Origin of the sequence: Pseudomonas sp. EZ-C24, from assembly GCF_014525325.1 — a bacterium.
Lineage (GTDB): Bacteria > Pseudomonadota > Gammaproteobacteria > Pseudomonadales > Pseudomonadaceae > Aquipseudomonas > Aquipseudomonas shirazensis.
The window spans coordinates 14365-27117 of sequence record NZ_JACDIU010000030.1; the positions used below are offsets into that span (position 1 = coordinate 14365).

At 63.7% G+C, this 12753-nt stretch carries 11 protein-coding genes; 1 reads left to right on the forward strand and 10 read right to left on the reverse strand.

The features are described 5' to 3' along the window. Positions 1 to 56 precede the first annotated feature (56 nt). The 9 genes from trpE to IDM28_RS20575 form a co-directional block, all read right to left on the reverse strand. Positions 57 to 1538, reverse strand: a complete 1482-nt coding sequence (gene trpE / locus IDM28_RS20535; protein ID WP_101322373.1) for an anthranilate synthase component I — start codon at positions 1536 to 1538, stop codon at positions 57 to 59. A gap of 69 nt (positions 1539 to 1607) precedes the next feature. Then, positions 1608 to 2426: a phosphoglycolate phosphatase gene (locus IDM28_RS20540; RefSeq protein ID WP_101322374.1), complete on the reverse strand. Its 819-nt coding sequence runs from the start codon at positions 2424 to 2426 to the stop codon at positions 1608 to 1610. Then, positions 2423 to 3097 (reverse strand): ribulose-phosphate 3-epimerase, encoded by a 675-nt coding sequence (gene rpe / locus IDM28_RS20545; RefSeq protein ID WP_150571176.1) that lies wholly within the window; start codon positions 3095 to 3097, stop codon positions 2423 to 2425. The genes IDM28_RS20540 and rpe overlap by 4 nt, the downstream gene beginning before the upstream one ends. Positions 3098 to 3220: 123 nt before the next feature. Next, complete coding sequence (locus tag IDM28_RS20550) at positions 3221 to 4048, reverse strand: ABC transporter permease (RefSeq protein WP_188036774.1); 828 nt, start codon at positions 4046 to 4048, stop codon at positions 3221 to 3223. Positions 4049 to 4059: 11 nt separating this feature from the next. Beyond that, positions 4060 to 5307: an ABC transporter permease gene (locus IDM28_RS20555; protein ID WP_101322377.1), complete on the reverse strand. Its 1248-nt coding sequence runs from the start codon at positions 5305 to 5307 to the stop codon at positions 4060 to 4062. A gap of 64 nt (positions 5308 to 5371) precedes the next feature. After that, complete coding sequence (locus tag IDM28_RS20560) at positions 5372 to 6409, reverse strand: ABC transporter substrate-binding protein (protein ID WP_101322378.1); 1038 nt, start codon at positions 6407 to 6409, stop codon at positions 5372 to 5374. Positions 6410 to 6449: 40 nt separating this feature from the next. Then, positions 6450 to 7574: an ABC transporter ATP-binding protein gene (locus IDM28_RS20565; protein WP_188036775.1), complete on the reverse strand. Its 1125-nt coding sequence runs from the start codon at positions 7572 to 7574 to the stop codon at positions 6450 to 6452. A gap of 280 nt (positions 7575 to 7854) precedes the next feature. After that, positions 7855 to 8484: a response regulator transcription factor gene (locus IDM28_RS20570; RefSeq protein WP_188036776.1), complete on the reverse strand. Its 630-nt coding sequence runs from the start codon at positions 8482 to 8484 to the stop codon at positions 7855 to 7857. A gap of 9 nt (positions 8485 to 8493) precedes the next feature. Further along, a complete protein-coding gene (locus IDM28_RS20575; RefSeq protein WP_188036777.1) occupies positions 8494 to 10881 on the reverse strand; it encodes a PAS domain S-box protein in 2388 nt (795 codons plus the stop codon). 95 nt (positions 10882 to 10976) lie between these two features. Between IDM28_RS20575 and IDM28_RS20580 the strand changes: the two genes are divergently transcribed. Beyond that, a complete protein-coding gene (locus tag IDM28_RS20580) occupies positions 10977 to 11975 on the forward strand; it encodes an alpha/beta hydrolase family protein (protein WP_188036778.1) in 999 nt (332 codons plus the stop codon). A 13-nt stretch (positions 11976 to 11988) separates the two neighbouring features. On the opposite strand, the gene IDM28_RS20585 is transcribed toward IDM28_RS20580, so the two are convergent. Next, positions 11989 to 12753, reverse strand: coding sequence for a TerB family tellurite resistance protein (locus tag IDM28_RS20585; protein WP_101322383.1), 765 nt, complete (start codon positions 12751 to 12753; stop codon positions 11989 to 11991).

The window sequence follows — 12753 nt, forward strand, 5'->3', positions numbered from 1 at the left end:
AAGCACAAGGCAGGCAGATGGAGCGAGGCCGCGTGGCGGCCAGCCAACTCAACACATCAACGCGACGGGGTCTGTTCCGCCAGGGCTACGGCGCGGAACATCGCGCGGCGCTTGTTGATGGTTTCTTCCCACTCCAGTGCAGGCACCGAATCAGCAACGATACCGCCACCGGCCTGAACATGCAGTTCGCCATCCTTGATCACCGCGGTACGAATGGCGATCGCGGTGTCCATGTTGCCGTTCCAGGCAAAGTAACCGACTGCGCCGCCATACACGCCACGCTTGACCGGCTCGAGCTCGTCGATGATTTCCATGGCACGGATCTTCGGCGCGCCGGACAAGGTCCCGGCCGGCAGGATCGCCCGCAGTGCATCCATTGCAGTCAAGCCCTCGGCCAGTTGGCCGGTGACGTTGGAGACGATGTGCATGACGTTGGAATAGCGCTCGATCACCATCTTCTCGGTCAGGCGCACGCTGCCGGTTGCCGACACCCGGCCGACATCGTTGCGGCCCAGATCGATCAGCATCAGGTGCTCGGCAATTTCCTTGGCGTCGGACAGCAGGTCGTCTTCCAGCGCGCGGTCGGCTTCTTCGTTGGCACCGCGTGGGCGGGTGCCGGCGATTGGGCGCACGGTGACCAGGTTGTCTTCGACCCGCACCAGCACTTCCGGCGAACTGCCGACGACATGGAAGTCACCGAAGTTGAAGAAGTACATATAAGGCGTCGGGTTGAAGCAGCGCAGCGCGCGATAAAGGTCGATGGGCGCGGCCTTGAAGTCGATCGACATGCGCTGCGACGGCACCACCTGCATGCAGTCGCCGGCGAGGATGTACTCCTTGACCGTATCGACCGCCCGCTCGTAATCGTCCTGGGTGAAGCTTGAACGGAATGCCGGTTCGGCAGCCATCGGCCCGCTCAGGTCAAGGCCGCGACGTGGCGTGATCGGCTCGCGCAGCTTGGCCAGCAGCGCCTGCAGGCGCGCCTGGCCCTGTTCGAGGGCGTCTTCGGCAGACGGGTCGACCAGCACGATCGCGTGCATCTTGCCGGCCAGGTTGTCGAACACCACTACTGCGTCCGAGACCATCAGCAGAATGTCCGGCACACCCAGTGGGTCCGGGTTCGGGCAGGCGCCCAGGCGTTTTTCCACATAACGCACGCAGTCGTAACCGAAGTAGCCGACCAGGCCGCCATTGAAGCGCGGCAGGCCGGCGATATCGGCAACCTTGTAACGCTCTTTGAATGCTTCGACGAAAGCCAGCGGGTCTTCCACCTCGTGGCTTTCTACCTCGACACCGTCTTCAAGGATGCTCACCTGATAGCCGTGTACGCGCAGCACCGTGCGCGATGGCAGGCCGATCATCGAGTAACGGCCCCACTTCTCGCCGCCCTGAACGGATTCGAGCAGATACGAGTTGGCCTGATCAGCCAGCTTCAGGTAGATCGACAGCGGCGTGTCGAAGTCGGCCAGGGTTTCGCAGGCCAAAGGAATGCGGTTGTAGCCAGCAGCGGCCAGACGCAGGAATTCTTCGCGGGTCATGAGTAGCCTCGGAGCAAGAGCAATGGGGTCAGGCAAACGGACGGGCCGGCAGCTGCCGGCGAGCAGAAGTCAGGCGCGCCAACGCCAACGGGCCAGGGCCTTGATGACTTTCATCCAGTATTTGCCGATAACCGCCACGATGGACTCTCTGTCTTTGGAGGCTGGAAGGTCGGCCAACGTTATCCCAGTGTCGGTGACTACGCAACCAGGCAACAGGATGCGTAGATCACTGATCACCAGGCTGGGCGATTCTTCCTCGATTGGCCGACCGTGGTTGTAGCCATAGCTGAGGCCCACCGACTGCACCCCGGCGGCTTTGGCAGCGAGCACATCGCTGCGCGAATCGCCGACGAACACCGCCTGCGCCGGGCTGACCCCGGCCATTTTCATCACGAACAGCAGCGCCGCCGGGTCAGGTTTTTTCTGTGGCAGGGTGTCGCCGCCAATGATCCAGCGGAAATAGCGACCGATCTTCATCTGATCCAGCAGCGGCGCGACAAAGCGCTCCGGCTTGTTGGTGATCAGCGCCATCTCCACGCCTTGCTTGTGCAGCCAGCGCAAGGTGTCGCGCACGCCAGGGTAGACCACGGTGAGCTCATGGCTCTCGGCATAGGCCTCCATGAACAGGGACAGGCCCTGCTCGGCCAGCGCGTCGTCGACCATGCCGTGGTCAAGGCCTCCCGCCAGTGCCCGGCGCACCAGTACCGGTGCGCCATTGCCGACCCAGTGGCGAACCGCCTCAAGGCCGGCCGGCGGGCGACCGAGTTCGAGCAGCATGCGGTCTACCGCTGCAGCCAGGTCGGGGACAGAATCGATCAGCGTGCCATCCAGATCGAACATCACCAACTTGGGCAGCGTCCCCGGGAACAGCTGCTCGAAGCCGCTCATGGGCGGGCCAGGGCCATTTCGGCGCGCATCTTGGCGATCACTTCCTGGTAATCCGGCGCATTGAAGATTGCCGAGCCGGCGACAAAGGTGTCGGCGCCAGCAGCGGTGATCTCGCGGATATTGTTGACGTTGACGCCGCCGTCGATCTCCAGGCGAATGTCACGCCCGCTGGCATCGATCAGCGCGCGTGCTTCACGCAGCTTGTCGAGGGTGCCAGGGATGAACTTCTGCCCGCCGAAGCCTGGGTTGACGCTCATCAGCAAGATCATGTCGACCTTGTCCATCACGTACTTCAAGGTCTCCAGACCGGCAGCCGGGTTGAACACCAGGCCCGCCTTGCAGCCGCCGTCACGGATCAACTGCAGCGAGCGGTCGACGTGCGTGGTCGCGTCCGGATGGAAGGTGATGTAGGTAGCGCCGGCTTCGATGAAGTCGCCGATTATGCGGTCGACCGGGCTGACCATCAGGTGCACATCGATCGGCGCGGTGACGCCGTATTTGCGCAGTGCGCTGCACACCATCGGGCCGATGGTCAGGTTTGGGACATAGTGGTTGTCCATGACATCGAAGTGGACGATGTCGGCGCCGGCGGCCAGTACTTTGTCGACGTCTTCACCCAAGCGGGCGAAATCGGCAGAGAGAATGGACGGGGCAATAGCGTAGGGCTGCATGGCGCACCTGTAGGCAGAAATCACGGTGGCGCGCATTGTACCTCAGCCCTGCCGGATGGGGGCTGATTGGTGTCAATCCTGCTGCAGCGCGCCAGCCCGAGGGTGGGGGCTGGCGCCAGCAGGCTATTCTGGCTGTTGCGTACGCAGTTTTTCGCTGCGCCCACGCAGCCATTCCAGGGTCAACAACAGCACCACCGAGAAAGCGATGAGCAAGGTCGCTGCCGCAGCGATGGTCGGGCTCAGGTTCTCGCGAATACCGCTGAACATCTGCCGCGGCAGGGTTGCCTGTTCAGGCCCGGCGAGAAATAGCGTGACTACCACTTCATCGAACGAGGTAGCGAAGGCAAACAATGCCCCCGAGATCACCCCAGGGGCAATCAGCGGCAAGGTCACCCGACGGAACGTGGTCAGCGGCGAGGCACCGAGGCTGGCCGCGGCCCGCACCAGGTTGTAGTTGAAGCCCTGCAGGGTGGCCGACACGGTGATGATCACAAACGGTACGCCCAGCACCGCGTGCACCAGGATCAACGAGATGAAGCTGTTGCCCAAGCCCAGCGGGGCAAAGAACAAATAGCTCGCGACACCGATGATCACCACTGGCACCACCATCGGCGAGATCACCAGGGCCATCACCAACGACTTGCCGGGGAAGTCGCCGCGGGTCAGGCCAATCGCGGCCAGGGTGCCGAACACCATTGCCAGCACAGTCGCCGCAGGGGCGACGATGATGCTGTTGCGCAGGGCGCGCATCCACTCCGCCGAAGCGAAGAAGTCCTGATACCAGTGCAGCGAAAAGCCCTGCAGCGGGTACACCAGAAAGCTGCCGCTGTTGAACGACAGCGGGATGATCACCAGGATCGGCAGCACCAGGAACAACAGGATCAGGCCGCAGAGGATCCGCAGGCTGTAGAACCACACCCGTTCGATGGGTGACATATATGGGCTCAGCATGACAAGGCTCCTCAGCTCAGACGCAGGCGGCTGGCGCCGACCAGCCAGCTATAGATCAGGTACAGCAGCACGGTTGCCAGCAGCAACAGCCCGCCCAGTGCGGTGGCCATGCCCCAGTTGATGCTGGTGTTGGTGTAGAAGGCCACGAAGTAGCTGACCATTTGATCGTTCGGGCTGCCGAGCAGCGCCGGCGTGATGTAGTAGCCGATCGCCAGAATGAACACCAGCAGGCAACCTGCGCCAATCCCTGCGTAGGTCTGCGGGAAGTACACCCGCCAGAAACTGGCGAACGGATGGCAGCCCAGCGAAATCGCTGCGCGCATATAGCTCGGCGAGATGCCCTTCATGACGCTGTACAACGGCAGGATCATGAATGGCAGGAGGATATGCACCATCGAGATGTACACCCCGGTGCGGTTGAACACCAATTCCAACGGTTCGTCGATGATACCCATCGCCATCAGCGCACTGTTGATCAACCCGCCCGACTGCAACAGCACGATCCAGGCAGCCACCCGCACCAGAATCGAGGTCCAGAACGGCAACAGCACGAGAATCATCAACAGGTTGCTCTGCCGGGTTGGCAGGTTGGCCAGCAGATAGGCCAACGGGTAAGCCAGCAGCAGGCAGATCACGGTGATGACAACACCCATCCACAGGGTGCGGGTGAAGATATCCAGGTAGATCGCCTGGTCCGGCGTGGCCTTGGCTATCTCACCGAGATCATCGATGCGGTGATCGACCGAGGCCAGCAGGTAATAGGGGGTGACGGTGCTGGTATTGCGGCGGATCGCCTGCCAGTAGGCAGGATCGCCCCAACGCTCATCCAGGTTTTGCAGTGCTTCTTTATAGGAAGCCGGTTCGCTCGCGAACGGCAGCGCCCGGGCAGTCTTCGACAACAGGCTGCGGTAACCGGCCAGCTCCATGTTCAAGCGTTTGGACAGGTCACCGAGGGTCTGGTTCTTGCGCGCCTCGGCCAGGTCCTGGCTCAGCGCCTGATATACCGGTTCGCCAGGCAGGCTCTTGCCATCCCACTGCTGTACCGCCTCGACGGTGCGCGGCAGGCCGGCGACCACCTCGGGGTTGGCCACGCTCTTGAACAACAGCGCCGCAATCGGCACCAGGAACACCAGCAGAAGAAACAGCGCCAGCGGCGCGATCAACGCCTGGGCCTTCCAGCGGTTGACCCGCTCGGCATGCTTGAGGCGCTGTTTGAGGCTTTTACCTGCGCCTTCGTTCAGGGGCACTGCAATGGCCATGGCGAACTCCGAAAATCTGGAAAACGGGGAGCGCCGGAGATAACCCGGCGCTCCGAGGGCGCAGTTACTTCTTCGCCGCCCAGGCGTTGAAGCGTTGCTCCAGCTGCTCGCTGTTGTCAGCCCAGAAGGCCACGTCGATCTGCACCTGGTTGGCGATGTTTTCAGGCGTGGTCGGCATGTCTTTCTTCACGTCATCCGCCAGCAGCGCGACCGCCTTGGAATTGGCCGGACCGTAGGCGATGTTTTGCGAGTAGGTCTTTTGCTGCTCGGGCGCAACGCTGAAGGCGATGAATTCCTTCGCCTCTTTGCTGTTCTTCGCGCCTTTAGGAATGGCCCAGGCGTCAAAGTCATAGATGCCGCCGTTCCATACCACCTTGAGGTTGCTTTCTTTCTGCACGGCAGCGATGCGACCGTTGTAGGCCGAGCTCATCACTACGTCGCCAGAGGCAAGGTACTGCGGCGGCTGGGCGCCGGCTTCCCACCACTGAATGCTCGGTTTGAGCTGATCGAGCTTTTTGAAGGCGCGATCCTGACCGGCTTTGGTCGCCAGTTCCTTGTAGACGTCCTTGGGCGCAACACCGTCGGCCATCAACGCGAACTCGAGGGTGTACTTGGCACCTTTGCGCAGGCCGCGCTTGCCCGGGAACTGCTTGGTGTCCCAGAAATCAGCCCAGCTGGTTGGTGCGGTCTTGAGCTTGTCGGCGTTGTAAGCAAGCACCGTGGACCAGACGAAGAAGCCGACACCGCAAGGCTGAATAGCGCCCTTGACGTAGTCCGCCTCGTCACCGAACTGAGCGGGATCGATTTCCTCGAACAGGCCCTCGTCGCAACCACGGGCTAGCTCCGGCGATTCGACTTCGACCAGGTTCCACGACACGCTCTTGGTATCGACCATGGCTTTGACCTTGGCCATTTCACCGTTGTACTCACCGGCGACGATCTTGCCCTTGCCGGCCTTTTCCCACGGCTCGTAGAAGGCTTTGACCTGGGCGGCCTTGTTGGCTCCACCGAACGACACCACGGTCAGGTCTGCGGCGGCCATGGCCTGGCTGGCGGCGAACAGGCCGAGGGCCACGGCGGTCAGTTTCAACTGCTTGCGCATTATTATTCTCTCCACAGTACAGGGTTGGTTAAGCGAACCTTCAATGGGCTTCGGCAATCGGATCGAGCGCGCGGGCGTGTTCGACTTCCCAGCCCAGCGGTACCACATCGCCCACGGCCAGGGCCGGGTCGAGTTCGGCAATCGGCTGCTTCACGAAGAAGTCGCCCTTGCCGCAGACTTCCAGACGCACCCGTACGTGGTCGCCCAGATAGATGAACTCGGCCACGCGGCCGGAGAATCGGTTGGCGCAGTGCTCGCTGTGGCCATTGAGGCGGACCCGCTCGGGGCGGATCGACAAGGTCACCGGATCGCCCGCCTGGCCGACATTCACCGCCAATGCCTCGACCTTCTCGCCCCGCGCCAGCTGCACCTGGCAGCGCTCGCCATTGCGCGCCAGCAAGGTGCCGCTGAGGCGGTTGTTTTCACCGATGAAGTTGGCGACGAAGGTATTGCGCGGCTCTTCATAGAGGGTGCGCGGGTCGGCGATCTGCTGAATTTCGCCCTGATGGAACACTGCCACCCGATCAGACATGGTCAGTGCTTCGCTCTGGTCGTGGGTGACGTAGACCACGGTCACGCCCAGGCGCTGGTGGATGTGCTTGATCTCCATCTGCATGTGCTCACGCAGTTGTTTGTCCAGCGCCCCGAGCGGTTCGTCCATCAGCACCAGCTGCGGCTCGAAAACCAGAGCACGAGCCAATGCCACCCGCTGCTGCTGGCCGCCGGAGAGCTGACCGGGGTAGCGCTGGGCGAAGGCGTCCAGCTGGACCATGCCGAGCACGCGCTTGACCCGCTCGCTGATGTCGGTCTTGCTCAGGTTGCGCACGCTCAGGGGGAAGGCAAGGTTCTCGGCGACGGTCATGTGCGGGAACAATGCGTAGTTCTGGAACACCATGCCGATATCGCGCTTATGCGGTGGCACGTTGTTGATCGAGTGCCCACCGAGGAGGATTTCGCCGGCGGTGGGGGTTTCAAAACCGGCCAGCATCATCAGGCTGGTGGTCTTGCCCGAGCCGGACGGGCCGAGCAAGGTCAGGAACTCGCCCTTGCGGATGTCCAGATTGAGGTCTTTGACGATCAACGACTCGCCGTCGTAGCTCTTCTGCACACCACGGAAACTGACCAGCGTGTCGCCGCTGGCAGTGTTCGAATTCGCCTCGCTCATGCCTGCACCTTTTTGTTGGATGACTGCGTGAGAGAAGCTTAGACAAGGCGCAAGTGCCGGCAAATCGGGGCCGCTGAGAGAATGCCATCATCCCCTTGGAAGATTGCCTGTAGGGATCGCCCTACACGGATGGCGTTATCAGACAGGCGCTTCGCCGACTGAGCTGTGCCCTCGATGGCGTAGGTGGCGGGCAAGCCGCGTGCTTGAGCAGGGTACGTACTGCAATCGCTGCGCACCGCGGCAACTGCGCGGATGACCGCCGACGTCGCCGGCAGAACAGTCACACCAGCTTGTGCTCCATGGCGTACTTCACCAGCTCGGCCAGGGAGTTGACCTTGAGCTTCTGCATCAGCCGCGCTTTATGGGTGCTGATGGTCTTGCTCGACAAGGCCAACTGCAGCGCGATGTCATTGACGTTGGCGCCCTGGGCCAGGCGCTCGAATACCGAAAACTCGCGTTCCGACAGCAGCGTATGCAGCGGCCGGGTGTCGGTCAGGCCGACCTCGAACACCATGCGGTCAGCCAGCGCCGGGTCGATGTAGCGCCCTCCTCCCGCCACTCGGCGGATGGCCGTCAACAACAGCGCCGGGTCGCTGTCCTTGGTCGCGTAGCCGGCAGCGCCGGCCTTCAAAGCCCGCGCAGCCATTTGCGCCTCGTCATGCATCGACAGCATGAGAATTGCCGGCGGGTTGGTCAGTGCGCGGATGCGCGGGATCGCCTCTAGGCCATTGACCCCTGGCATGGAGATATCCAGCAAAACCACTTCGCACGGGGTGTGGCGCAACGCATCCAGCAACTGCTCGCCATTGCCCGCCTCGGCCACCACCTGCATGTCCTTGGCCAGGCCGATCAGTTGCTTGATGCCCTCGCGGACAATGGTGTGGTCTTCTGCCACCAGCACTCGAATCATGCTTGTCTCCTAATCCAGAGGGATACTGACACTCAGGCTGCTGCCCTCGCCGGGTTCACTGTCCAGGGTCATGCTGCCGCCCAGCATCAATACCCGCTCACGCATACCGACCAGGCCAAACGAAGTCGGCCTAGGTTGATCGGGGCAAAAACCGACACCGTCATCGATCACGCTCAGGCGCAGGGTACCGCCGGTGCGCAGCAGCTCGATCTGCACGGTGTGCGCCTGGGCATGGCGCATCACGTTGGTCAGCGCCTCCTGCAGAATCCGAAACAGCCCGGTGGCCTTGGCATCACTCAATGCTGGCAGATTATCCGGCACCTGCACCAGACACGGTATCTGCGTGCGCGCTTCGAAGCGGCGCGCCTGCCATTCAATGGCCGAGGCGATGCCGGCATCAAGGATCGGCGGGCGCAGGGCGGTGGCGACATCACGCACCAGCTGGAACAACTGCGCGATCAAGCGCTTCATGCTCGCCAGGCGCTCGTGCAGGCCGGGGTCGAGCTCGGCATAGGCCAGCTCGCACATCGACACCTCGAGCTTGAGCACGGTCAGCATCTGCCCGAGTTCATCATGCACTTCGCGGGCGATGCGGGCCTTTTCTTCTTCGCGCACGCTCTCAAGGTGGGCAGACAACTCGCGCAACTGCCCCTCGGAACGGGCCAGGGCCAGCTCGGCGCGTTTGCTCTGGCTGATGTCCCAGACCACCCCATCCCAGACCACGCGCCCGTCGGCCAGGCGCCGGGTACTGGCCTTGATATCAGCCCAGCGCTGCTCGCCCTGGCGGGTGACGATGCGCCCCTGCCACGACCAGTCCTGATTGTTGGCCAGGGCCAGGTCCTGGACCCGGTGATAATCACTGCGGTCATCCGGATGCACCAGGTTGCGCAAGCCCATCTGCGGATGCTGGATGGCTGCCGGAGTGTAGCCAACCAGGGCTTCGCTACCCTCGCTGATATAGGGGAATTCAAGCTCGCCGGCAGCAGGGTTGCGTTCGAGCCGAAACACCAGCCCCGGTACGTTGCCGGCAATGCCCTTGAGCTGCGCTTCGCTTTCGCGCAGGGCCGCCACGGTGCGCCGGCGCTCGGTGACATCGGTGAGGAACATCACCAGGTATTCGGCATCGCGAAAGCGCAGAAAACTCAGCGACAGATCGACCGGCAACACGCTGCCATCGGCACACCGGCACTGACTCTCGAATTGCTCGGCGCCACCGTTGCCAGCCCGCACCCGGCGCCACAGCTCCAGCCAACGGTCCATGTCCAGGTTGGGCTCGAAGTCACGCAGCGGCCGGTCCAGCAGTTGCCCTTCGGCGTAGCCAAGCATGCCCTCGGCCGCGTGGTTGGCGTAGCGCACATGGCTGTCCCAGTTGATCCAGAGGATACCGACGGTGCTGTGGTCGATGGAAAACTGGCTCAGGCGCAGTGCCTGTTCGCGGCCGTGGCGCTCGGCCAACGCTTCGCGCGCCTGCAACAAGCTGCGTTCCAGCTGGCGCTGCTCACGGCGCTGCCACAGCAAGGTGGCGATGGCACACAGCAACAGCAGCCCGAACAACAGCGCGAGGTTCTGCCAGAAACCCGCGCTCTCGCTCAGGCGCGGGTACTTGGGCTGCAGCCAGCGCTGGTGCAATTGCTCCAGCTGCTTGGCCGGCATCGCCTGCAGCCCGCGCTCGAGCACATCGGCGAACAGCGGCCAGTCACGCCGCGAACCGATCCGCAGCAGTTGCGGCAAGCCGATGTCACCGACCACGACGAGATCGCTGAACTCGCCTTCGCGCGACAGGCGGCTGAGCTGCGCTTCGTCGACCACCGCAAAGCTCGCCTGCGCACCGAGCAGGGCTTGCAGCGCCTGCCGCTCGTTGGGCACGCCTTGCAGGTTGAGGTGGGTGTAGTTGCTGCGCAGGTAATCGGCCAGCGGGCTGGGCATGCGCACCACTACCCGCTCACTCGACTCAAGCTTCTCCAGTTCGACCGCCACCGCGCCGCTGCGCGGCCCGACCACCAGCTGCGGCACGCGCATGTACGGGTCGCTGAACAGCCACAGGCGCAGGCTGGCCGGGGTCTGGGTCAGGCCTGGGGCGAAGTCGATCTCACCAGCCTTGAGGGCGTGCTCAAGCGCTGCCTGGTCAGCGAAATTGCGCCAGGTCAGGTCCAGTCCGAGCGCCTGCGCCAGCCAGCTGACCAGTTCGACGTTGGCCCCATACAGCTGCTGCAGGCGCCGGTCGAACTGCGCATAAGGCGCCTGCAGCACCAGGCCCACACGCAGGCTGCGGTGCTCCTCCAGCCATTGTTGCTGAACCGGCTCCAGCGCCACCGTCGGCACCGCAGCGGGCCGTGCCAGGGCGATCAAGGGCAGGCACAGGCAGCCGATAACCAACAGGCGACGCATTCGCTTCATCTATACGCTCGACTTGGCAAGCGCGACCACCAGCCGTGGCCGTCGCGGACAAATACTATTAGGCTGCCGGTATCATTCTGGCTTTGGGTTGATTCATGTTGACACTTTATCGCACGCAGCTGGCAATGATCTGCCTCAGCTCACTCCTGCCGCTGGCAGCCCAGGCGACCGCTGCCGAACCTGCAGCTCCGGCCGATACAGCCGCCGCCGCGCCGATTGTGCGCCCGGTGTTGCTCGAACGCAGTCAGGAAGACGCGCAAGCACTCGAACGGCGCGTGCCCAAGGCCGAGCAGCAGATGCTGCAGGCCGGCAGCGACAGCTTTCTGGCCCTGTGGAAGCCGGCCAACGACAGTAACCCACAAGGCGCGCTGATCATCCTCCCCGGCGCCGGCGAGAACGCCGACTGGCCCAATACGGTCGGCCCGCTACGCAGCAAATTCCCCGATGCCGGCTGGCACAGCCTTAGCATCAGCCTGCCTGACCTGCTTGCCGACAGCCCGCAGGCGCGGGTCGAGGCAACACCAGCGGCGCCCGCCGAGAAAAGCAACGGCGAGGTTGCTGCCGTGCAGGACACCCCGGTCGATGCCAACGCCAACGTCGCCCAGGCCACCGCAGCCGACCCCGATACCGCGCAGAGCACCGATGCGGTCGACGCCAGCGAACAGAACGACCAGGCCGACGCCGAGCGTATCTTCGCCCGCCTGGACGCTGCCGTGGCCTACGCCCAAAGCCAGAAAGCGCGCAGCATCGTCCTGCTCGGCAACGGCAGTGGCGCCTACTGGGCAGCGCGTTACCTCAGCGAAAAGCAGCCGCCGCAGGTGCAGAAACTGGTGATGGTGGCGGCGCAGACGCCGGCGCGGGTCGAGCATGATCTGCTCAGCCTGACGCCCACGCTGAAGGTGCCGGTTGCCGACCTGTATTTCGCCACCCGCAGCGCAGACCAGCGCGCCGCGCAGTTGCGCCTGCAGGCCAGCAAGCGTCAGCCAGGCAGCCAGTATCGGCAGCTGTCGCTGATCGCCATGCCCGGCAACAAGGCAGCAGAGCAGGAGCAACTGTTCCGCCGCGTGCGCGGCTGGCTCGGCCCGCAGGAATAAACCCTGGCCGTGGCTACAAACCGCGGCGCTTGCGCACCAGTGCGTAGGCCTGGTGCAGCTCGCGGGTGGTCTCGGTTGCCTGGCGCACCTGCGCCTCGCTGGCGCCGTTGCCAACCAGTTTGTCCGGGTGATGGCGGCTGAGCAGGCGCCGGTAGGCCTGCTTGACCTGATCGGCCTCGGTATCGGCGGCTACGCCGAGCAAACGCAGCGCGCCTGCGTAGGTCAGGGTGCTGCCCTCGACCCCGGTTTTACGCGGCTCGTACTCAAGCGAAAGCGCCTGCGCCTCGCGCCGGCTCAGGCCCAGCTGTTGCCCCCAGGCCAGCACCAGATCACGCTCATTGGCGCCGGCCCGGCCATCGGCCCAGACCATCCGCCAACACGCGCGCAAGGTGCCTTCGGCAGCGTGCGGCTGTTGCTTGATGCGTTGCAGGTGATGGCTGAAGCGGTCCTTGCCAGCCTTGCCGCGATTGAACGCGGCAATCGCCCGCAACCGCGCCGGCTCGGCCAGCGCCAAGCGGGCCATCTCCTGACGCGCCTGCTGAATATGCCCAGGCGCCACCCGGCCGTCGCTTTTGGCCAAACGCCCAAGCAACACAAACAACAGCTCATCATCACGCAACGGCGGGCGCCCGCTCAGGCGCTCGCGACAGTCCGCCCAACCCTGCAGACGCAAACGCCGGTCCATGGCCTGACCCAGCAAGGCTCCCAGCAGTGCACCAGGAATACTGGCCACTGCAAAGCCTGCCCCGGCACCAATCACTGTGCTCGGCCACCACAT